Raw genomic sequence first — 21,500 nt, 5'->3', positions numbered from 1 at the left:
CTGGGGAGAGGGAGAAAAAAACCGCTACGCCAACACCCTCACCGGGTTCCCCGCGTGCCACGCGAGGATATCCTCCAGCGCATCCCGGTAGAACACCTCGTAATTCTCGCGGGTCACATAGCCCAGATGCGGAGTCAGGACCGTGTTCGGCGCGCTCCGCCACGGGCTGTCGGCCGGCAGCGGTTCGGCCGGGAACACGTCGATGCCCGCCCCCGCGATGCGATGTTCATGCAGCGCGGCCAGCAGCGCCGCCTCATCCACCAGCCCGGCGCGCGAGGTGTTGACGAAGAAGGCCGTCGGCTTCATCGCGTCCAACTCCTCCGCGCCGATCACGCCGCGCGTGCGGTCGCTCAGCACCAGATGGACGCTGACGATGTCCGACGTCGCGAAGAGGTCGCGCTTGTCCAGGCGGACGACGCCCGCCCCGGCGGCACGCTCGTCGGTCAGGTTGGGGCTCCAGGCCGCGACCTCCATGCCGAAGGCTTGCCCGACCCGCGCCACCTGCGTGCCGAGCTTGCCCAAGCCCACGAGGCCCAGCCGCTTGCCGGCCAATCCTTGCGTCAGGCCAAGCTGCCAGCGTCCCTCGCGCAACGCCCGCTCCTCGGCGGGAATCCGCTTGGTCAACGCCAGGATCAGGCCCCAGGTCAGCTCCGCCGCAGGCGTGCCGACCATGCCCGTGCCGCACACGGCGATGCCCCGCGCCTTGCAGGCCTCCAAGTCGATGGACAGGTTGCGCATGCCGGTGGTGACCAGCAAGCGCAGGTTGGGCAGCCGTTCGATCAGTGATGCGGGGAACGGCGTGCGCTCCCGCATGATGACGAGGACGCTGTAGGGTTCCAGCAGCGCCGCCAGTTCGTCCGCCGGAATCGGGCGGTCGAACACGGTCAGCGCGCTGCCGGTCGGCAGACGGTGCCATTCCGCGAGATCGCGGGCCACGTTCTGGTAATCGTCGAGGACAGCGATCTTCACGGCAACGGCATCCGGCTTAGAAATAGCGCGTCAGGTTCTCGCGGATGCGCTCGACGACCGGGGTGCCCTCGGCCGGCACCTGGAAGGTCTCGCCGGTGATGGTCTCGTAGGCCTCGATGTAGACGCGGGCGGCCTCCAGGATGACCTCGGCCGGGATTTCCGGAATCGGGTCCTTGTAGGGGTCGCAGCGCTGGGTCACCCAGCTGCGCACGAAGTCCTTGTCGAAGCTCTCCGGGCGCTGCCCGGCCTCGTACCGCTCCGGATAGCTGGCGGCGAACCAGTAGCGGCTGCTGTCCGGCGTATGGATCTCGTCGGCCAGGATGATGTTGCCGGCCTCGTCGAAGCCGAACTCGTACTTGGTGTCCACCAGGATCAGGCCGCGCTTGGCCGCCATCTCGCGCCCACGGGCGAACAGGGCCAGCGCCTTGGCCGTCACCTCGTCCCACTGCGCCTGGGTCAGCAGGCCGCGCTCCACGATCTCGGCGGCCGTCAGCTCCTCATCGTGGCCGGCGTCGAAGGCCTTGGTGGTCGGGGTGATGATGGTCTGCGGCAGCTTCTGGTTTTCGCGCAAGCCGTCCGGGAAGGTATGGCCGTACATCTCGCGACGGCCCTTCTTGTACATGGTCCACAGCGAGGTGCCGGTGGTGCCGGCCAGATAGTCGCGCACCACGATCTCAACCGGCATGATGGTCAGGCGCTTGGCCACCACCACGTTGGGGTCGGGGTATTCGATGACGTGGTTGGCGCAGATGTCCTTCGTCGCCTCGAACCAGTAGCGGGCGGTCTGGGTCAGCACCTGTCCCTTGAAGGGAAGAGCCGTCAGGATGATGTCGAAGGCCGACAGCCGGTCGGTGGCGATGATGACACGGCGCCCGTCCGGCAGGTCGTAGTTCTCGCGCACCTTGCCCCGGTAATGGTTGGGCAGTTCGGGAATGGCGGCGTCCTTGACGACGTTCGACAGGTGCGGGGCGAGCTGGGCGGTATCGACCATGGTTCCAAATCCGGCAAAAAGGGAGCCGCATGATAACGCAATCGCCGCGTGGGGCTAGTATGATCCGGCTTTCCGCCGAAGAGGTTCTGGCATGATGAAAGACGGGGAGATCCGCGTCTGCCACGCCGATCTGCGCACGCTCACGGGGCAGTTGGAGGCGTTGCGCCCCCTGCTCTCCCCCGACGAGGCCGAGCACGCCGCCCGTTACAAGGTGGCTGAATTGCGCGACCGCTGCGTGCTGCGGCGCGGGGTGCTGCGGCTCATGCTCGGCCGCTGCGTGGGGCGGGCGCCGGAAACGCTGGCGTTCGACTATGGCCCCCAGGGCAAGCCGCTGCTGCCCGGCGGCCCCGCCTTCAACCTCGCCGACTGCAAGGACGATGTGCTGATGGCCGTCGCCCCGGCGGCCGATTCGGGCGTGGATCTGGGCGTGGACATCGAGCGGATGCGAGTGCTGCCCGACGCCGACGGCATCGCCGGGCGCTTCTTTGCCCCGGCCGAGCGCACCGCCTTCGCCGCCGTGCCGGAGCCGTTGCGGGCTGAAGCCTTCCTCAACGCCTGGACCCGGAAAGAGGCCTTCATCAAGGCGACCGGCGCCGGCCTGTCCATGCCGCTAGACCAGTTCGCGGTGGAGCTGACGCCCGGCCGCCCAGCCCGCCTGCTGAGCATCGACGATTCGCTGGGCGCGGGGCGTGCGGAGGACTGGTCGCTGTTCGATCTGCGTCGCACGCCGGACACGGTCGCAGCGCTGGCCGTGCGTGGGACCGGCTGGCGGATCGTCACGATGCCTGTGGACGAGTTGCTGTCCAACGGGACGTGATCTGCCCCCTCATCAATGATACGGGCGGCGATCACAGGGTTGAGGTAGACTGCCGGACCATGCGGATCCTGCTCTATCCTGTACTCCTGCTGCTGGCCTTTGCCGCCTGCGCAGCCCCCTCCACCCCCGACGACCGGGAGGTGATCGCGCGCAACGGATTCCGGGGCGACGAGGTCGGCTACAGCCTGTTCGATCTGGACAGCGGAACCGTCCTTGCCGAACGGCAACCGGACAAACCCTTCGTCCCGGCCTCCGTCGCCAAGCTGCCCGCCATGGCAGCGGCGCTGGCCGTGCTGGGGCCGGACCATCGCTTCGACACCACCCTGCATGCGACCGGCACGCTGACGGACGGGGTTCTGCACGGCGACCTGATTTTGAAGGGCGGCGGCGACCCGTCGCTGACGACCGAAGGGTTGCTGGATCTGCTGGGCGAGTTGCAGACCATGGGCATCGCGCGGGTCGCCGGCCGGTTCCTGTACGACGCCTCCGCCCTGCCCGAACTGCCGGAGATCGACGCCGGGCAGCCCTGGACGGCGGGCTACAACACCGGGGTCGGGGCGCTGTCCCTGAACTTCAACCGCTTCCAGCTGTCCTGGACGCGCGCGGCGGGCCAGCCTGTAAAGGCGACCGCCTGGTCGGTGTCCGACGCCGGCCGCTTCCCCCTCGACAGCGTCGGGGTGGAGATCGCCACGGACGGCACCGCCCCTTTCACGCCCGTGCAGGCGGCGGACGGGGAGCGCTGGCGCTTCGCCCCACGCCCCGGCGTGGCGTCGGCCGTGTGGCTGCCGTTGAGCCGGCCGGGCCTCGCCGCCGCCCACGTCTTCCGCCGCGTCGCCGAGGGGGCCGGCGTCGCCCTGCCCGCCCCCGCTCCCGGCCTTGTTCCGCCCGAGGCCACCCTGGTCGCCCTACACCGGAGCGAGCCGCTGGCCGTGCTGGCCCGGCAGGTGCTGCGCCATTCCAACAACCTGTCGGCGGAGCTGATCGGCCTTGCCGCCGCGCGCCGCCTCGACCCCACGGTGACGACCCTGGCGCAGTCGGCCGCCGTGCTGACCGCGCAGCGCGCCTTGAGAGCGCCCGAAACCGATTGGATGGGCCTGCGCCTCGTAAATCATTCGGGGCTCAGCGCCCAATCCCGCATGACGCCGAACCAGATGGCCGCCCTGCTGCGCGGCGCCGGGCCGGAGGTGCTGGCCCTGCTGCCCGGCGAGGACGAGGGCAAGGTCATGCCCCCCGGCGTGCGGGCCAAATCGGGGACGCTGGCCTACGCCAAGGCGCTGTCCGGCACCCTGACCACGGCGGATGGGCGGCGGCTCGGCCTCGCCTTCTTCGTCACCGACGAGACGCAGCGCCGCGCCATGGACGCCACGATGGACCGCCGCATCGCCGAGATGCCGCCGGAGGCGCGCGCGTGGCTAGCCCGCGCCCGGTCACTCCAGGCCGACCTGCTCGCCCTGTGGATCGCGAAAATGTAAGGCAAATCCCCGAAGTTGCGAAGCCAGGGCACCGCCATACATAATTTCGCCATTCACAGTTTCGCGGTGCCCTTTCAAAGGACCCCCATGCCGACCTTATCGCCCAGGCCGACCTCATCACTCCGGCCGACCGGACTGCTGCGCAGGCGCTTGGAGCAGCAGGACATCGCGGCCAACCGCTACCACGACCAGCGGCTGGGGGCGGAGGTGGTGAACATCGTTGTCGGCGGCTGCGTGGTCAGCGACGATCCGAACGTGATCATCACCACCACGCTGGGGTCTTGCGTGGCGGCCTGCGTCTTTGACCCGGTCGCCGCCATCGGGGGCATGAACCACTTCCTTCTGCCGGATTCGGGCACCGACCGGCTGTCCATCTCCTCCCGCTACGGCAGCGCGGCGATGGAGCAGCTGATCAACCGCATGCTGGCGGTCACCGGCCGGCGCGACCGGCTGCGCGCGAAGGTGTTCGGCGGCGCCAACGTCAACATGGGCACGCCGCGCAGCGGCGGCATTGGCGAGCGCAACGTTGAGTTCGTCATGGATTATCTGGCGACCGAAGGCATTCCGACGATGAGCTGGGACGTCGGCGGTGCGACCCCGCGCGCCGTGCGCTTCTTCCCCACGACCGGCCGGACGCAACGGCGTCTGATCGGCGACGAAAACGCCCGCGACATCGCCCGTTCCGAAGCCTCCTTCATGGAGCGTCTGCGCACGACCGAGATCGAAGGCGATATCGAGCTGTTCTGAGCGGACGCGCGACCCGCAGGCGAACCCGCTAGCAACGAGGGGCCATGAGCCGAAGCTTCCGCATCGCCACCTTCAACCTGGAAAGCCTGGACGACACGGCCGAGCCGCCTTTCGATGAGCGCGTCGCCGTCCTGCGTCCCCAGTTGGAGCGGCTGAACGCCGACATCCTCTGCCTTCAGGAGGTCAACGCCCAGCGCATCGCCAAGGGCGAGCCGCGCATCTTCCGCGCGCTCGACCGCCTGCTGGAGGGGACGCCCTACGCCGGCTTTCACCGCACGGCCGGCGATCCGGGTCACAAACTGTCCGACCGCCACAACCTCGTGCTGCTCAGCCGTTGGCCCATCGTGGAGGCGCGGCTCCATCGCCACGATCTGGTGCCGGCGCCGCAGATGCGCCTCGTCACCGCCGACCCGGCCACCACGTCCTCCGATCCCGTCACCTGGGACCGCCCCGTCCTGCACGCCGAGATCGAGCTTCCCGGCGGGCAGCGGCTGCACGTCTTTGACCTGCACTTGCGCGCGCCCATCGCAGCACCGGTGCCGGGGCAGAAGAAGAACGCCTCCACCTGGAAGACGGTCGGCGGCTGGGCCGAAGGGTTCTACCTCGCCGCCATCAAGCGGGCCGGGCAGGCTTTGGAAACGCGGCTGGCGGTGGATCGGGTGTTCGACGCCGATTCACAGGCGCTGATCGTGGTGGCGGGCGACCTCAACGCGGAAATGGAGCAGACCCCGGTCCGCATCATCCGCGCCGATCTGGACGAGACGGGCAACGGCCATCTGGCCGGGCGGGCGCTGGTGCCTCTGGAACGTTCGGTGCCCGAGGAGCGGCGCTTTTCCGTGCTGCACGGAGGCGAGGCGGTGATGCTCGACCACCTTCTGGTGTCACGCGGCCTGCTCGGCTGGTTCCGCACGGCGGAAATCCACAACGAAGCGCTGGGGGACGAGTTGATCGCCCACGCGACTGTCAGCCACTCCCCGGAGAGCTACCACGCCCCGGTGGTCGCGACCTTTGAAATGCCGGGGTGAAACGCTGCCTACACCGTGACGGACACCAGCCCGCCCGGCGCGCCGCCGCTACTCGTGCCAGCCGACACAGACGCGCCACCGCCGGAAAAGCCCCCCGGCGCGGGTGAGGCGGCGTAGCCGGGCACGGTGGACGGGGCCGAACCGACGCCGGAGCCGCCGTCCGATGTCGGCGTATAGGTCGGCGTATAAGACGATTCCATCGCACCGGGTTCCGCCGCCCCGCTCCCGGTTGTCGTCCCCGCCCGATCGGACGATTCGCCTGCCCCGCTACCGAGGCGGACAGCGTTGCGCCGGTATTCCTCGACGACGCGCTCGGCCGGGATCTGGTCCTTGGTCTCGCCGGTGTCGGTGTCGCGGTAATAAAGGACCGCAACGCGCGCGATCTGGTCGTAGCGGAGCACCGGACTGATGAAGCCGCCGTTGGACTGGCCATCGTCTGGTCTTGGAGACCGCGCCGCATAAGCGTTCGTGGGGGCGGCGGTCGCGGACGCGACGGCGGCTGCCGCCGGCCGGTTCGCCGGGATGCTGGAAACGCTTCGGATTTCCATCGCTGCCCCGCCTTTCGCTTCAGTTCACACGACCTTCGGTTCCCGTCGCCGCGAACAGACCATCGACGACCGACAACGCCCTTCGGTCAGGCGGTGATGTTCAGGTTCTGCCCACGGGTCGGCGTCGTGTACCCGCCGCCCTGCTGGGCCTGATTCTGCTGGGTTTGATTCTGCTGGCCCTGCTGGCGCCGCGCCTCGTCGGCGGCCTGCGCCTCCTGGTTCGGGTCCGCCTGCTTGGTCTGCTGCGCGGCCGCCGGGCCGCTGCTCAGCGGGGTCGTGTACGGCTGTTGATAGACGCCGATGCCGGTGACGCCCATGGTTCGCACTCCTCCCTGTCCACACGCCTACGGAGGAGAGTAGGCAATTTTTGCCGCACCTGCAAGGTGGGTTGGCGAGCATTCGTTAACAAACGACGGGCAAATTGTCGCTCTGACAACGCTCAACCGCGAATTGTTGGTTAACGCCGTACGATTCCAATGCGCCGAACCACCCCACTCGCCAAACCGGAGCAAAGCGTCATCCTGTTCGCGCTGTGGTGGCTGCTGGATCGGCCATAAAAATAGGCTGTTGATGAACTTCGCACCGTTGCACGAAGACGATTCCGGCAACCGTGTCGGTGCACCTCTTGTTGGCGCACCTCGTCCCCGGCTGGCGGCTGCACGCCGCCGAGCCTTTGGGGACGCGAGGAGGAGCGTGATCGCCCTCCCCCGTCACATGCCGCTGTTGTTACATGCCGCCAGGATAGTTGGGCCCGCCGCCGCCCTCGGGGACGACCCAGTTGATGTTCTGGGTGGGGTCCTTGATGTCGCAGGTCTTGCAGTGCACGCAGTTCTGCGCGTTGATCTGCAGGCGCGGGGCGGTGCCGTCCTCGGCGCGCACGATCTCGTACACCCCCGCCGGGCAGTAGCGCGTCTCCGGCGCGTCGTACAGCGCCAGGTTCACCCGGATCGGCGTCTCCGCGTCGCGCAGCGTCAGGTGCGCCGGCTGGTTTTCCTCGTGGTTGGTGTTCGACAGGTACACCGAGGACAGCCGGTCGAACGACACCACCCCGTCCGGCTTGGGGTAGACGATCGGCGGCGCCTCGGCAGCCTTCTTCAGCGTCGTGTGGTCGGCGTGGTGGTGCAAGGTCCACGGCGACTTGCCCCTAGTCGCCGTCTCGAACGCCGCGTTGGCCAGCCCCGCCCACAGCCCCTTCTGGAAGCCCGGTCGGATGTTGCGCACCGCGTGCAACTCCGACCACACCCACGACGCCTTCAACCGCTCCGGGTATTCGGTCACCTCGCGGCCGTTGCTGCCGCCGGTCAGGTGCTCATAGACGGCTTCCGCCGCCACCATGCCCGACTTCATGGCGGTGTGGTTGCCCTTGATCTTGGGCACGTTCAGGAAGCCCGCCGCGTCGCCGACGATCAGCCCGCCGGGGAAGGTCAGCTTGGGGATCGACTGGAAGCCGCCCTCCGACAGCGCGCGGGCACCGTAGGCGATGCGCCGGCCGCCCTCGAAGGTCGGGCGGATGGCCGGGTGCGTCTTGTAGCGCTGGAACTCCTCGAACGGGCTGAGGTGCGGGTTGGCGTAGTCGAGCCCGACGACGAAGCCGACTGACACCAGATTGCCGTCCATGTGGTACAGCCACGAGCCGCCGTAGGTCTTGGCGTCCATCGGCCAGCCGATGGTGTGGACGATCAGGCCGGGCTGGGACTTGGCGGGGTCGATCTCCCACAGCTCCTTGATGCCGAGGCCGTAGGTCTGCGGATCGACGCCGTCGCGCAAGGAGAACTTGTCGAAGAGGGTCTTGGTCAGCGAGCCGCGGCAGCCCTCGGCGAAGATGGTCTGCTTGGCGTGCAGCTCCATGCCCGGGGTGTAGTTGGGCGTCTTCGCGCCGTCCTTGCCGATGCCCATGTCGCCGGTGGCCACGCCCTTGACGGCGCCCTGCTCGTCGTACAGCACCTCGGCGGCGGCGAAGCCGGGGTAGATCTCGACGCCGAGCTCCTCGGCCTGGGCGGCCATCCAGCGGGCGAGGTTGCCGAGGCTGATGATGAAGTTGCCGTGATTGTTCATCTGCGGCGGGGTGACCGGGAACTTGTGCGCCTTGGTTTCGGTGAGGAAGACGAAGTGGTCCTCGCGGGCCGGCGTGGTCAGCGGCGCGCCTTTGTCCTTCCAGTCGGGGATCAGCTCGTCCAGCGCGTGCGGCTCGAACACGGCGCCGGAGAGCAGGTGGGCGCCGACCTCCGAGCCCTTCTCGATCACGCAGACCGACAGCTCCTGCCCGGCCTCATTGGCGAGCTGTTTCAGGCGGATGGCCGCGCTCAAGCCGGACGGGCCGGCGCCGACGACGAGGACGTCGTATTCCATCACCTCGCGCGGTTCGCGATCCATGACCCCAAATCTCCCGATTGTCGTTGCCGCCGCCGGGGTCCGATGCGGTATTCCCGGAGGCGGTGGATGCCGTTCGCATCCGCCAAAATGGGTATCTAAGTCCATGTAAGACCACAGGAGCCGTGCTAAGGTCAAACGATGAGTGACCCAAGCCACACCCCAGCGGCCGACATCCTTGCCGCCCTGCGTTGGCACGCGGACATCGGCTGCGACGAGGCCATCAGCGACGAGCCCACGGACTGGACGACCTTCGCCGCCCGTCCGGCGGTCGCGCGCGCGCCGATGGCGCCGCCGCCGGGCGGGGGCGCGGCGCGTCCGGGCGCCACTCCGGCCGCGACTCCGCGCGCCGCGTCCTACGCGCCCGCCCCGGCCGCGTCCCAGCCGCTCGGCGCCAGCGAGGCCGGGGCCAGCGCGCGGGCGCGCGCCAAGGAGGCCCGGACGCTGGAGGAACTGGAATCCGCCCTGCGTGCCTTCGACGGCTGCCCGCTGAAGGCCACGGCGATGAACACGGTGTTCGCCGACGGCAACCCGGACGCCCGCGTCATGCTGATCGGCGAGGCGCCGGGCGAGGACGAGGACCGGCAGGGCAAGCCCTTCGTCGGAGTCAGCGGCAAGCTGCTGGACCGCATGCTGGCGCAGATCGGGCTGGACCGGACCAACGTCTACATCAGCAACATCCTGCCCTGGCGCCCGCCCGGCAACCGCTCCCCCACGCAGGCGGAGATCGCCGCCTGCCTGCCCTTCCTGGAGCGGCATGTGGAGCTGATCGGCCCGAAGGTGCTGGTGCCGCTGGGCGGCACCTCGGCCAAGACACTGCTGAACCGGGCGGAGGGCATCACGCGCCTGCGCGGGCAGTGGTTCGACTACAGCTCGCCCGGCCTTCCCGGTTCGGTGCCGGTCATCCCGATGCTCCACCCCGCCTATCTGCTGCGCAACCCCATCGCCAAGCGGGAGGCGTGGCGCGACCTGCTGGCCCTGAAACAGAAGATTCTAAACATCTAGAATATTGTTCTTTTTTGATCGTTTTCGGCGCAACTAGTCTTTCTTGTGGAGAGCGTAGATATTCGAAGCAATGTCCAGACACTCCGAACGATCGGTAAGAACCGGAAAGTCGCCGCTAGGCGCATGCGCCGAACACGACAGAATGACGCATGACCTTGCGCCAATCGGGTCTTACGGTCGGGTTAGAGCGATTTTTCCAGCCGAGCTAAGTCGCTGAAAAGCATCGTGAATACGGGCGCCTCGACCGGGCCATGCGAATCGTCTTCTTGCGGTTCGCGCGCCAAGAGGTTAGACCTTTTCCATGCTCCGGATATCTTGCAGTGCAGCAAAACCCGTCTCGCTGCGGCGGAAACTCCTGGGGGCTTTGGGACTGGCGGCTGCGCTGTGCGCGGCCCCCGACCCGGCCGGCGATTATCGCTCGGCCCAGGCCGCCCTTGTCATACACGCGCCGGATGGACGTCCCGTCATTCCGCCGGGCTTCGAACGCGCCGACCAGCCCCTGCTTCTGGCCGCGGACGCCGAGGCGCGTTCGGTCCAGCTGACGGAAGAGGATGCCCACCGTTACCGCCGCGTCTTCGCCCTCCAGGAACAGGGGGAGTGGGAGGCGGCCGACTGGGAAATCCGCCTGCTGAAGGACAAGCGCCTAGTCGGCTACGTGCTGCGCCAGCGCTACCTGCACCCCGACCGCAAGGCGAGCTACGACGAACTGGCCGACTGGATGCAGCGCTTCGGCGATCACGCCGGGGCGGAGCGCATCCACAACCTCGCCCAGCGCCGCCAGCCCGCCGGCCAGCGCGCGCCCAAGCCGCCGCGCGGCGACGACGGGGTGCGCCTGACCGGCTCCCTGGAACGGCTCGGCGGCCTGCGTCCCGAGCCCGATCCCTCACCCGAGGAAAAGATCGCGGACGACAAGACGGCCGAGGAGAAGGCCGGCGAGGACAAGGTCGGCGAGGCCGAACCCGAAGAGAAAATCACCGTCGCACCGCGCAGCCGCACCACCACGCGCCCGCGCGCCGACCATTCCGCCGTCGCCCGCGTGCAGGAACTGCTGCGCGAGGGCAAGCCGGGCGCCGCCCTGGCCCTGCTCGGCCAGGACGAGGTCGGGCGCAACCTCGACTCGGTGCAGTACGACCGGGCGCGGGCGCGCGTCGCCGCCTCGCTCTACTACAGCGGGGAGGTGTCACAGGCCCTGGCGCTTGCCTCAGCCAGCGCCGCCCGGTCGGGCGACGTCGTGACCGACGCGCATTGGATCGCCGGGCTCGCCGCGTGGCGGCTGAAGCAGCACGACCGCGCGTCCCGCCATTTCGACGCCATGGCCGCCGCCCGGCCGCGCTCACCCTGGATGGCCGCCGCCGCCGACTATTGGGCGGCGCGGGCGCACGCCAAGAAGGGCCGCAACGAGGAGGCGCGTGCCCACCTCGCCGCCGCCGCGCGCTTCCCGCACACCTTTTATGGTCTCGTCGCGCAGCGCACGCTGGGCGGCGTCGGCAGTCTGCAATGGCAGACTCCGGAGCTGACCGGCCAGCACCTCAAGGCACTGGCCGACAAGCCGTCCGGCAACCGTGCCATCGCCCTGCTCCAGGCCGGACAGCGCGACATGGCCGAACTGGAGTTGCAGCGCATCCACCCGCGCGGCGACGCGCTGGCCGAACAGGCGCTGGTGGCGCTGGCCGACCGGGCCGGACTGCCGGCGCTGGCGCTTCAGGTCGGCAACGCGGTGACCGGGCCGGACGGCGCGCCCTACACCGCCGCGCTCTACCCCCTGCCCTACTGGAAGCCGCGCGACGGCTTCGCCGTGGACCGCGCGCTGGTCTTCGCGGTGATGCGCCAGGAATCGCGCTTCGACCCGAGACTGGTCAGCTCCGCCGGGGCGACCGGCCTCATGCAGATCATGCCCTCCACCGCCCAGCACGTGCAGGAGCGCAACGCCGACATCGGCGAGGCCGACACCGGGCGCGCCGGCCTGTTCGACCCGGCCACCAACATGGAGCTGGGCCAGCGCTACCTCGCGGAGCTTCTGAACAGTTCGGACATCGGCAACAACCTGTTCCTGATGGCCGCCGCCTACAACGCCGGCCCCGGCACGCTGATGCGCTGGCGCAAGGACCTGGCCGAGATCGTTACCGATCCCCTTCTCTTCATCGAGAGCCTGCCCTACGCCGAGACGCGGGACTATGTGGAGAAGGTTGTCGCCAACTTCTGGATCTACCGCCTGCGCCTGGGGCAGGAGACGGGATCGCTGGACGCCGTTGCGGCCGGCGGCTGGCCGGTCTATATGCCGGTGGACGCCCGTCCGACCCAGGTGGCCAGCCATGCCGAAGATTGACGAGTCCCGCCCCTTCCTGCCCGTCAACATCGCTGTCGTGACCGTGTCCGACACGCGCACGCCGGAGGATGACCGTTCCGGCGACGCGCTGGTCGAGCGGCTGACCGGCGCCGGGCACACGCTGGCCGCCCGGGTCATCGTGAAGGACGACATCGCCAGCATCCGCGCGCAGGTCCAGGCCTGGATCGCCGACCCGCGGATCGACGTGGTGCTGACCACCGGCGGCACCGGCGTGACGGGCCGCGACGTGACGCCCGAAGCGGTCGAGGCCCTGTTCGAGAAGCCCATCCCCGGCTTCGGCGAGCTGTTCCGGTATCTCAGCTACGCCAAGGTCGGCACCTCGACGATCCAGAGCCGCGCCACCGGCGGCGTCGCCAACGGCACCTACATCTTCGCGCTGCCGGGCTCGCCCAGCGCCTGCCGCGACGCCTGGGACGACATCCTGGTCTGGCAGCTCGACAACCGCCATCGCCCCTGCAACCTCGTCGAACTGATGCCTCGCCTGCGGGAACATCAGGCCTGACCCGTGCGCGGCCCGACGTGATCCCGGCCCTGCACGGCGCCCTCGCGCGCCTTCCGGCCTTCGCCGGCCTGCCGCCCGACGCGCTGGAGCCGATGCCGCGCAAGGGCGTGGCGCACGACCATGTGCGGCTGAAGGGCCGGGGCCTCGTCGCCCGCGTGCCGCGCTGGAGCCAGCTGGGCCTCGACCCCGCCGCCAACCTGAGCCAGCAGGCCGCCGCCTTCCAGAGGGCAGCACCCAGCGGCCACACGCCGGAACTGGTCGCCGTGCTGCCCCCGGACGGCAGGCTACCCATGGGCGCGCTGATCGTCACGGAGATCGCCGGCCGCTCCCCGCGCCTGCCCGGCGACATGCCGGCCATCGCCCAGGCGCTGGCCTCCCTGCACCGCCTGCCCCTGCCGGAGGCGGAGGCACGCCCACCGCTGCCCTCCCCGGCCGATCCGGTGGCGGCGACCCTGGCGGTGGTCGAGCGGCAAGCCGTCTGGTTCGAGCGCGCCGGCCTGGAGCCCGCCGCCCTCGCCCGCATCCAGGCGGAGCTGGCGGATGCGCGCGCCTTCACCCTCGACGCGCCTTCACCCATCACGCTGGTCGGCAGCGATGTGCATCCCGGCAACTTCCTGATCGACACCACCGGCAAGGCATGGTTCACCGACCTGGAAAAGGCGCATTACGGCCACCCGGCCATCGACCTCGCCCACGCCAGCCTCTACACCTCGACCAAGTGGGATCGCGAGGTCGCGGCGGCGCTCAGTCCCCAAGAAGTCACAGCTTTTCTGTCCGCCTGGGAGGCTGCCGTGCCTCCTATTCTTGCAGAAACCACCCGTCCGTGGCTGCGCCCCTTGCGGCGGCTCACCTGGCTGCGCACTTTGTCATGGATGGCGCGCTGGAAGGTGGAGGGTGCAAGCCTGTCGCCGGACATGCCGGACTCCCTGTCGGCCCATATGGACAGCCATGTGGACGAGGTTCTCCGTCCGGACACCGTCGAACGGGTAAGCCGCGATTGGCGGTAGCACCCCAGCGTTCCGCGTGGTTAATGATGGGTCAAGGAATGGCGCCTTACGCTTTCCCCTTCGGCCCTTTTCAACACCCCCGGTGTGTGCAGGTGAGCGCGGCATGACGAATTTCCGAGGCACGAACTTCCGAGGCGGGAAAACGGCCCTGGCCGTGGTGCTTCTTTCGACGGTGGGCTGGCTGCCCGCGACCGGCGCGGGTGCCGCGCCCGGCGCGAACGAACGCCTGCCCCTGACCTCGGCGACCGGCAGCTATCTGGCCGGCCGCTTCGCCCAGCATCAGGACGACTGGCGCGCCGCCGCGCAGTTCATGGCCCACGCCCTGTCGGCCGATCCCGGCGATATGGCCCTGCTTCGCCGCACCTACCTGCTGAAGCTGGGCGAGGGGCAGATCGACGCGGCGCGCGACCTTGCCAAGCGGATGCTGGACAAGGATCCCGACCCGCAGCTCGCCATCGCCCTTCTGGTCGCCGACAACCTGAGCCGGGGCAAGCTGAACGAGGCCGAGGCGATGGCCGCCCGCATGCCCAAGGAAGGCATGGCGAAGTATGTCGGCCCGCTGCTGGACACCTGGCTGGCGGTGGCGCGCGGCAAGACCGATCAAGCGCTTCAGGCGCTCAGCCCGCTCGCCTCGGCCAGCGGCTTCGCCGCCCTGCACGACCTGCACGCCGCCCTTGTCCTGGAACTGGGCGGCCGCAAGGACGAGGCGGCCAAGCATTACGCCAAGGTGGTGGACAAGGAGGCGCCGCTGCGCGTCGTCCAGCTGGTCGGCAGCTTCTACGAGCGCAACGGCCGCAAGGAGGACGCGCGCAAGCTCTACGAATCCTTCCGCGCCGACAACCCGGAAAGCCTGATGATCGAGCCGGCGTTGAAGGCGCTGGCCGAGGGCAAGACCGCCGCCCCGGTGGTGGGCGACGCCAAGCAGGGCCTTGCCGAAGCCATGTTCGACCTGGGCAGCGCCCTGCACCACGAGGGGGCGGAAGAAACCGCGCTGCTGTTCGGCCGGCTCGCGCTTCACCTGCGCCCGGATCTGCAACTGGCCCGCCTGATGATCGGCGACATCATGGACAGCCGCGACCATCACGCCGACGCGCTGACCGAGTTCAAGGCGCTGGAGAAGGATCCGGTGCTCGGCTGGGCCGCTCGGCTGCGCGCCACGGAAAGCCTCGCCCGGCTGGAGCGCAACGACGAGGCCATCGCCGGCCTGACCCAGCTCTCATCCGAACGGCCGGAACGCATCGACGCGCTGGTCCGCCTCGGCGACCTCTATCGCACCGCCAAACGCTACGACGAAGCGGCGGCCACCTACACCAAGGCGCTGGAGCGCATGGGCAAGCTGGAGGAGCGGCATTGGGCCGTGCTCTACGCCCGCGCCATGTCCTATGACAAGATCGACCGCTGGCCCGACGCCGAACGCGACCTCCAGGCTGCCTTGGCGCTGAAGCCGAACGAGCCCTTCCTACTGAACTATCTCGGCTACAGCTGGGTGGACCGGGGCGTCAACCTCGACAAGGCCAAGGGCATGATCGAGAAAGCCGTCGAGCTGCGCCCCAAGGATGGCTACATCATCGACAGCCTGGGCTGGGCTCTCTACCGTCTCGGCGACTTCGAGGGGGCTGTGAACAAGCTGGAACGCGCGGTGGAGCTGAAGCCGACCGACGCGACGATCAACGACCACCTTGGCGACGCCTATTGGCGCGTCGGCCGCCGCAACGAGGCGCGCTTCCAGTGGAACCGCGCCCTGCGCACGGCCGAGGAAGAGCCGCTGAAGGAAGACATCCGCGCCAAGCTCGACAAGGGCCTGACCGACCGCCAGGCCGCCCAGGCCGAGCGGGCGAAGGTTCAGTAAGGCGAAGCTTTTGTTTGCTTGAGACGCCCCAGCCGATAGGATCACCCCCTCTCCCCAGGGGGAGGAGGGGATCGTCGACCGCTGGGGACCCGTCATGGACGCCTTCACCGAAGCCGCGCCGGCAAAGCTGAACCTGTACCTGCATGTGGTCGGCCGCCGCGACGACGGTTACCACGAGCTGGACAGCCTCGTCGCCTTCGCCGACGTGGCGGACACTGTGACCGTGCGGCCGGGCGTGACGCGGGTGGCGTTGCGTGGGGTGACACTGCCCCCGGTGGGGCCGCGCCTCGCCATCTCCGGCCCGTTCGGCCCGGCCCTGATGGATGGGAACCCGTCGGACAACCTCGTCATCCGCGCCGCCTACGCCCTCGCCGCCCGGCTCTGCCGCGAGGCCGATGCGATGATTTCCCTGGAAAAGACACTGCCCATCGCCTCGGGCATCGGCGGCGGTTCGGCCGACGCGGCGGCGACCCTGCGCGGCCTCGCCCGGCTGTGGGGCGTACCGGTCACCGAACAGGCGCTTTACGAGGTCGGCGCCTCCCTCGGGGCCGACGTGCCGGTCTGCCTCGCCGGGCAGGCCTGCTATTTCGGCGGCATCGGGGACGTTCTGGATGAGGCGTCGGCCCTGCCCGAAACGCACGTCGTTCTCGTCAACCCCGGCGTCCCGGTGCCCACCCCGGCCGTGTTCAAGGCGCGGAAGGGAAGCTTCTCCGAGCCGGCGCGTTTCACCGAAACACCGCACGACGCCGCCGCGCTGGCCGCCCTGCTGCGCGAGCGCCGCAACGACCTGACCGAACCGGCGCTGACCGTCGCCCCAGCAATCGCCGACGTGCTGTCGGCGCTGGAAGCCACGCCCGGCTGTCTGCTGGCCCGCCTGTCGGGCAGTGGCGCGACCTGCTTCGGCCTTTACGCCACGGCGGACGAGGCGACAGCCGCCGCCGCGCTCGTCCAGGGAGCGCAGCCGAACTGGTGGGTGAAGGCCGCGCGCCTGCTGCCCACCTCGGCGGATGCGCCGCCGCTGCCCAAGGGCGCGGTTGCGTCTCCGGCCGGGTCCGCCCCGCCGCCGCCCGTGCCCTTCCCGGACACCGGCGGCTGGGGCGTGGGCTGACCCAAAGTCAGCAGCGCCCGCCCCGCGTCAAGGCGCCGCCGAGCATCGCGCCGCCGAGCGTACCGGCCGCCGTGGTCGCCAGCTTGCCGTCGCCCTTCCCGAACTGCGAACCGACCAGCCCGCCGACCGCCGCACCACCCAGCACCCCGACCAGATCGCCGTCAAGCAGACCGCAATCCGAAGCCGGCGCCACCTGACGCACCACGCGCGGCGCGCGGCGAACGATCACCGGCTCCTCCTCCACGATCACCGGCGCCGGGACATAGTGGACGACCGGCGGTGGGCGGCGGACGATGACGACCCGCTCGTCGTAGTCATGTCCGCGATAGTGGTGGTGATGTTGGTGCTTCGCGCGCCAGCCATGGGCCGGCGCCCACGGCGGCGGATCGGCCAGAACCGGCGGCGCACCGGCGCCGAGGGCAACCACGCCGGCCATCACGGCAACGGCCAGGGCCTTGGGGGCGAAGCGGATGTTCATCATGGAAACTCCAGGAAACGCTCTTGCCCAGGTGAACACCTGAGGCTTGAGTGTTCTTCCATCGATCAACCGAGGCAGGGCATGACATTTTTGAGTAGCCCGCAGACGACGATCCCACGGCGCCAATGTTCTTGATTTGTTCTATTTGCCATGCCATGCTCCGCGTATGGTGGATGAATTGCCGGACATAGCGCGCAAGGGACGCGGGGCGATCAGCAACCGCAGCGGACGGTACGAGCGCGAGACGCGCGTCGCCGTGGACGACGGCTGGGACAGCAGCGATATAGTAACGGAAAAAATTCAGACCTTTGTGTTCGACGACACCGCGCGAACCATCATCAACAAAAACACGTCTCCCGATGTCATATTCGAGAGATCGATAAATCCATTTCGCGGGTGCGAGCATGCGTGCATTTATTGCTTTGCCCGCCCAACCCACGCTTATCTCGGCCTGTCGCCCGGCTTGGATTTCGAGACGAAGATCTTCCGCAAGGCCAACGCGGCCGAACTCCTGGCCGCCGAACTGCGGGCCAAGTCCTACCACTGCCAGCCTCTGGCGCTGGGCGCTAACACCGATCCCTATCAGCCCATCGAGCGGGAGGAACGAATCACCCGCGCGATCCTGGAGGTCTGCCGCGATTTCAACCAGCCCGTGATGATCATCACCAAGTCGGGGCTAGTCCTGCGCGACATCGACATCCTGGCGCCCATGGCGGCTAGGGGGCTCGTCAACGTCGCCCTGTCCCTCACCACGCTCGACCGCGATCTGGCGCGCCGGATGGAGCCGCGCGCCAGCACGCCGCACCGGCGCCTTGCGGCCATGCGGGAATTGACGGAGGCCGGCGTGCCGGTCGCCGTACTCGCCAGCCCGATGATTCCGGCGCTGAACGACCATGAACTGGAAGCCATCCTCACCGCTGCGGCGGAGGCCGGAGCGACCCAGGCCAACTACATTCTGCTGCGCCTGCCACTGGAGATCGCCGGCCTGTTCGAGGAATGGCTCCGCGAGCACGCGCCAAACCGGGCGGACCGCGTGCTCAGCCTGATCCGCCAGTGCCGCGACGGGGACCTTTACAGGTCGCAGTTCGGGACACGGATGAAGGGCTCCGGCCCCATCGCGGAGTTGTTGTCGAAACGCTTCAAGCTGGCCTGCAAGCGCCTTGGCCTCAACGGCCGCGATGCCGACCTGAACTGCGCCGACTTCAAGCCGCCACCGGCACCGGGCGATCAACTGGCATTGTTCTAACGACGCCATGGCCGCATCACAGGCTCTTCGGGAAACTCACCGCTTCTCTCCGATCCCTCGCGCGGTCTGCCGGCCGGACGACCACGGTGTTGCATGGGCCGGGGAATGATCCTAGGTTTTCAAAAAGGCCGGCGGGCCGTTCATCGCCGCGCGGCCTTCGGTAAGGATGAGGCAATCGCCATGCATCGCGGGATGCTGTCGACGGTGAGGAAGGTGGTGGTGAGCCTGCTGTTGCTGGCCGCGCTGCTCATCTATGCCCCGCCGAGCCATGCCGAACGGACGTACCACCAGCAATCCGTCGCCACCCTGGCCGAGCAAGAGCACGGGCAGGGGCCATGCGAGGACTTCCGCCTGCTGGGCAATGGTGCCTGCTGCAGCGCGGCCCAGTGCATCACCATGCATGGCGCTCTTCCCACGGCGGCGGTCGATGCGTTCATCCCTCGCCTGAACACGTCCTCTCATTTGCCGGCCCTGGCCACGCCGGAAGGGATCGGCATCGGTCCCGCTCTCCGTCCTCCGCTCTGATCCTCTGACGCCCCGAGTCCGCCCGCGTTCCACCGGAGCCTTGGCTCTGCGAAACCGACGGGTCGAACAAGCCGGTGGACACCACCGCCACCAGTGGCGAGCGGGCCGATATCGTGCTCCCGCCGGCTCCCCTCTCAGGTTCAAGCGAGACAGACATGACGAACACACGGAACAAGGCTGCCCCGGCATCGGATGCGACCGCGAAACGGAAAGCGGCTGCGGTCTTCGGCGTAGCCCTGATCGGCGCGGCCGCCCTCGGCGGCATGGCGTTCTTCGGCGGCAGCACCCCGGCATCGGCCCAGGAGGTCGAGGTGTGGAAGTCGCCCACCTGCGAGTGCTGCGGCGGGTGGGTGAAGCATATGGAAGCCGCCGGCTTCACCATGAAGGTCCATACCATCGAGAACGTCGATCCGGTAAAGGCCGCCAAGGGGGTGTCGGAGGACCTGATGTCCTGTCACACGGCCGTTGTGGGCGGCTATGTCGTCGAAGGCCACGTGCCGGCCAGCGACGTGCGGCGGATGCTGGCCGAACGGCCGCAGGCCAAGGGCCTCAGCGCCCCCGGCATGCCGCAGTCCGCACCGGGAATGGACATGCCGGGCCAGCCCTACGATGTCGTCATCTTCGGCACCCCCGATGGAAACAAGATCTATGCCCGTCACTGAAGCAAGGCGTGAACAACCGGTGACGGTGAGGTCGGCGTGCAGAATTCCGTGAAACTAAAGGCCGGAATCGGCTTGGCCGTGGGTGCGCTGGTCATCGCCACCGCCGCGGTCATGGTCGCGGGTCCAAAGCCTGGCGCCGATCCGGCCGACGCCGCGCAGGTTGCCCAAGGTCAAGCAGTCTACGCGGAGCATTGCGCGTCGTGTCACGGCGCGCGGCTCGAAGGCCAGCCGGAGTGGCAAAGCCGCAAGCCGGACGGCCGTCTGCCCGCGCCGCCGCACGACGCCTCCGGGCACACCTGGCATCACCCGGACGAGGATCTGTTCAAGATCACGAAGCAAGGCGTCACGGCGTTCGCCCCTCCCGGATACGCGAGCGATATGCCCGCCTTCGGCGGCGTGCTGAGCGACGCCGACATCTGGGCCGTCCTCGCCTACATCAAAAGCACCTGGCCCGAAGACACCCGCCGCCGCCACGCCGCCATGAGCGAGCGTGCGCGGAAGTAGGAAGCGGACCGAGGCCGTCGGCCGACGCTCAAAGCTCGACGACCGGGGCAAACCCACCGAAGATCATCCGCTTGCCGTCGAACGGCATCGGGTTCTTCTCCGGATTGAACCGGTCGTCGGTCTTCATAAGGTCGTCCATTCTCTGCATGGCGGCGTCCCGTGTGGCCTTGTTGGGCCATTCGACCCAGGAGAAGACGACGGTCTCGTCTTCCGTCGCCTGCACGGCCCTGCGAAAGTCGGTCAGCGTGCCATTGGGCACGTCGTCGCCCCAGCATTCGATAATGCGCGTGGCGCCGAGCTCTTTGAACAGGCTGCCGGCCTTGCTCGCGTGATCGATGAACTCCTGCTTGCGGGCAGTCGGAACCGCAATCACGAAACCGTCGATGTAGGACATGTCCCCTCTCCTTCAGGCTGACTGGAAGGCCGTTTCGAGCGCCGCGATGTCGATCTTGTTCATCCGCATCATGGCATTCCGCGCGCGGGATGCGGCCTCGGCGTCCGGATCGTTGAGCAGCCGGGGCAGCACGTCCGGCACGATCTGCCAGGACACGCCGAACCGGTCGGTGAGCCAGCCGCACATGCTTTCCTTGCCGCCGTCGGCGAGCAGGGCGGACCACAGGCGGTCGGTCTCAGTCTGATCCTTCGTAAGCACGCTGATCGAGGCGGCGGGCGAATGCTTGAACATCTCACCGCCCGTCAGAAGCATCATCGGCGCACCGGCCAGGGTGAACTCGACGACCAGGGGATCGTCGGGGTTGCCGTGGTCGAACACGGCGTCAATGCGACTGTCCGGCAGAAGGCTCACGTAAAATCGGGCGGCGTCGATCCCCCGGCGCGTGAACCAGAGGCAGGTGCGAACCTTCCGAGGCTCGGTCATTGGGATGCCTCCCTGCCCGCTTCTTTCGCACCGGCGTGATTCAGCATCCAGGGCGTACCGAACCGGTCGGTGAACATGGCGAAGCGCTCGGCCCAGAAGGTCTCGCCGGGCGGCATCCCCATCGACTTGGCGTCCTTCGCCAGCGCCTCGAAAATGCGGTCGAACTCAGCGCGCGACGGCGGGGCGATCGACACCGCGAAGCCCTTCGGCGTGTCATACATGCCGTCCGGCACGTCCGAGGCCATGATCGTGGCGGCGCCCAGCTTCATCGCCATGTTCATCACGAGATCATCGCCGCCGGGCATGCGGTTTTCCGCGCCCGGCGCATCGGCGTTGCGGAGCACGTAGGTGATCTCCCCGCCGAGGGTTTCGGCGTAATGGGTCATCGCCTCCAGGCAATTGCCGTTGAAGCAAAGATAGATGGTCGGTTCCATGGATTTTCCTCCCTGTT

At 68.6% G+C, this 21,500-nt stretch carries 23 protein-coding genes; 14 read left to right on the top strand and 9 right to left on the bottom strand.

The annotated features are described in order from the left end of the window. Positions 1-24: 24 nt before the first annotated feature. The gene (locus J2852_RS27540; RefSeq protein ID WP_209881870.1) at positions 25-969 is read right to left on the bottom strand and encodes a D-2-hydroxyacid dehydrogenase family protein; all 945 of its coding nucleotides are present in this window, start codon (positions 967-969) and stop codon (positions 25-27) included. Between the two features lie 16 nt (positions 970-985). Beyond that, a complete protein-coding gene (locus J2852_RS27535) occupies positions 986-1,960 on the bottom strand; it encodes a phosphoribosylaminoimidazolesuccinocarboxamide synthase (RefSeq protein ID WP_209881868.1) in 975 nt (324 codons plus the stop codon). 91 nt (positions 1,961-2,051) lie between these two features. Between J2852_RS27535 and J2852_RS27530 the strand changes: the two genes are divergently transcribed. From J2852_RS27530 to J2852_RS27515, 4 genes are all read left to right on the top strand, one after another. Beyond that, positions 2,052-2,777, top strand: coding sequence for a 4'-phosphopantetheinyl transferase family protein (locus J2852_RS27530; protein WP_209881867.1), 726 nt, complete (start codon positions 2,052-2,054; stop codon positions 2,775-2,777). 59 nt (positions 2,778-2,836) lie between these two features. Beyond that, positions 2,837-4,249 carry a D-alanyl-D-alanine carboxypeptidase/D-alanyl-D-alanine endopeptidase gene (gene dacB, locus J2852_RS27525; RefSeq protein ID WP_209881865.1) on the top strand — a complete coding sequence of 471 codons (1,413 nt, stop codon included), beginning with the start codon at positions 2,837-2,839 and terminating at the stop codon, positions 4,247-4,249. An 87-nt stretch (positions 4,250-4,336) separates the two neighbouring features. After that, positions 4,337-4,996, top strand: a complete 660-nt coding sequence (locus tag J2852_RS27520) for a chemotaxis protein (RefSeq protein WP_209881863.1) — start codon at positions 4,337-4,339, stop codon at positions 4,994-4,996. 44 nt (positions 4,997-5,040) lie between these two features. After that, positions 5,041-6,021, top strand: a complete 981-nt coding sequence (locus J2852_RS27515) for an endonuclease/exonuclease/phosphatase family protein (RefSeq protein WP_209881861.1) — start codon at positions 5,041-5,043, stop codon at positions 6,019-6,021. Between the two features lie 8 nt (positions 6,022-6,029). Here the strand turns inward: J2852_RS27515 and J2852_RS27510 are convergent, their stop codons facing one another. The 3 genes from J2852_RS27510 to J2852_RS27500 form a co-directional block, all read right to left on the bottom strand. Further along, entirely contained in the window at positions 6,030-6,569 is a 540-nt protein-coding gene (locus tag J2852_RS27510; protein ID WP_209881859.1) for a hypothetical protein, read from the bottom strand. Between the two features lie 86 nt (positions 6,570-6,655). Next, positions 6,656-6,886 (bottom strand): hypothetical protein, encoded by a 231-nt coding sequence (locus J2852_RS27505; RefSeq protein WP_209881902.1) that lies wholly within the window; start codon positions 6,884-6,886, stop codon positions 6,656-6,658. 409 nt (positions 6,887-7,295) lie between these two features. After that, positions 7,296-8,942 carry an electron transfer flavoprotein-ubiquinone oxidoreductase gene (locus J2852_RS27500; RefSeq protein WP_209881857.1) on the bottom strand — a complete coding sequence of 549 codons (1,647 nt, stop codon included), beginning with the start codon at positions 8,940-8,942 and terminating at the stop codon, positions 7,296-7,298. Positions 8,943-9,080: 138 nt separating this feature from the next. Between J2852_RS27500 and J2852_RS27495 the strand changes: the two genes are divergently transcribed. The 6 genes from J2852_RS27495 (at position 9,081) to J2852_RS27470 (ending at position 16,757) form a co-directional block, all read left to right on the top strand. Continuing rightward, a complete protein-coding gene (locus J2852_RS27495) occupies positions 9,081-9,944 on the top strand; it encodes a uracil-DNA glycosylase (protein ID WP_209881855.1) in 864 nt (287 codons plus the stop codon). 364 nt (positions 9,945-10,308) lie between these two features. After that, the gene (locus J2852_RS27490) at positions 10,309-12,270 is read left to right on the top strand and encodes a lytic transglycosylase domain-containing protein (RefSeq protein WP_246500030.1); all 1,962 of its coding nucleotides are present in this window, start codon (positions 10,309-10,311) and stop codon (positions 12,268-12,270) included. After that, positions 12,257-12,793 (top strand): molybdenum cofactor biosynthesis protein B, encoded by a 537-nt coding sequence (gene moaB, locus J2852_RS27485; RefSeq protein WP_209881851.1) that lies wholly within the window; start codon positions 12,257-12,259, stop codon positions 12,791-12,793. The genes J2852_RS27490 and moaB overlap by 14 nt, the downstream gene beginning before the upstream one ends. Before the next feature lie 17 nt (positions 12,794-12,810). Beyond that, positions 12,811-13,800 carry a phosphotransferase family protein gene (locus J2852_RS27480; RefSeq protein WP_343206834.1) on the top strand — a complete coding sequence of 330 codons (990 nt, stop codon included), beginning with the start codon at positions 12,811-12,813 and terminating at the stop codon, positions 13,798-13,800. A 103-nt stretch (positions 13,801-13,903) separates the two neighbouring features. Next, the gene (locus J2852_RS27475; protein ID WP_209881849.1) at positions 13,904-15,649 is read left to right on the top strand and encodes a tetratricopeptide repeat protein; all 1,746 of its coding nucleotides are present in this window, start codon (positions 13,904-13,906) and stop codon (positions 15,647-15,649) included. A 94-nt stretch (positions 15,650-15,743) separates the two neighbouring features. Further along, the gene (locus tag J2852_RS27470) at positions 15,744-16,757 is read left to right on the top strand and encodes a 4-(cytidine 5'-diphospho)-2-C-methyl-D-erythritol kinase (protein ID WP_209881846.1); all 1,014 of its coding nucleotides are present in this window, start codon (positions 15,744-15,746) and stop codon (positions 16,755-16,757) included. Positions 16,758-16,764: 7 nt separating this feature from the next. Here the strand turns inward: J2852_RS27470 and J2852_RS27465 are convergent, their stop codons facing one another. Then, entirely contained in the window at positions 16,765-17,238 is a 474-nt protein-coding gene (locus tag J2852_RS27465; protein ID WP_209881844.1) for a glycine zipper 2TM domain-containing protein, read from the bottom strand. A gap of 163 nt (positions 17,239-17,401) precedes the next feature. Between J2852_RS27465 and J2852_RS27460 the strand changes: the two genes are divergently transcribed. The 4 genes from J2852_RS27460 (at position 17,402) to J2852_RS27445 (ending at position 20,172) form a co-directional block, all read left to right on the top strand. After that, on the top strand, positions 17,402-18,481 hold the full coding sequence (locus J2852_RS27460) for a PA0069 family radical SAM protein (protein ID WP_209881842.1): 1,080 nt from the start codon (positions 17,402-17,404) through the stop codon (positions 18,479-18,481). Positions 18,482-18,586: 105 nt separating this feature from the next. Continuing rightward, positions 18,587-19,006: a hypothetical protein gene (locus J2852_RS27455; protein WP_209881840.1), complete on the top strand. Its 420-nt coding sequence runs from the start codon at positions 18,587-18,589 to the stop codon at positions 19,004-19,006. Positions 19,007-19,161: 155 nt separating this feature from the next. Further along, a complete protein-coding gene (locus J2852_RS27450) occupies positions 19,162-19,668 on the top strand; it encodes a DUF411 domain-containing protein (protein ID WP_246500029.1) in 507 nt (168 codons plus the stop codon). Positions 19,669-19,704: 36 nt separating this feature from the next. Beyond that, positions 19,705-20,172, top strand: a complete 468-nt coding sequence (locus tag J2852_RS27445) for a c-type cytochrome (RefSeq protein WP_343206833.1) — start codon at positions 19,705-19,707, stop codon at positions 20,170-20,172. 28 nt (positions 20,173-20,200) lie between these two features. Here J2852_RS27445 and J2852_RS27440 read toward each other — a convergent pair whose 3' ends face one another. Genes J2852_RS27440 through J2852_RS27430 form a run of 3 tightly spaced genes read right to left on the bottom strand, consistent with a single transcriptional unit; the run spans position 20,201 to position 21,483 of the window. Next, on the bottom strand, positions 20,201-20,566 hold the full coding sequence (locus J2852_RS27440) for a DUF1428 domain-containing protein (RefSeq protein ID WP_209881838.1): 366 nt from the start codon (positions 20,564-20,566) through the stop codon (positions 20,201-20,203). Between the two features lie 12 nt (positions 20,567-20,578). After that, the gene (locus J2852_RS27435) at positions 20,579-21,049 is read right to left on the bottom strand and encodes a VOC family protein (RefSeq protein ID WP_209881836.1); all 471 of its coding nucleotides are present in this window, start codon (positions 21,047-21,049) and stop codon (positions 20,579-20,581) included. Then, a complete protein-coding gene (locus J2852_RS27430; RefSeq protein WP_209881834.1) occupies positions 21,046-21,483 on the bottom strand; it encodes a VOC family protein in 438 nt (145 codons plus the stop codon). Before J2852_RS27430 ends, J2852_RS27435 begins: the two co-directional genes overlap by 4 nt. Between the last annotated feature and the right edge of the window lie 17 nt (positions 21,484-21,500).

Source organism: Azospirillum soli (assembly GCF_017876165.1).
In the GTDB taxonomy this organism is placed as follows: Bacteria; Pseudomonadota; Alphaproteobacteria; order Azospirillales; family Azospirillaceae; genus Azospirillum; species Azospirillum soli.
Note: the sequence above shows the minus strand (reverse complement) of the source record. Positions and strands in the feature narration are given on the sequence as shown.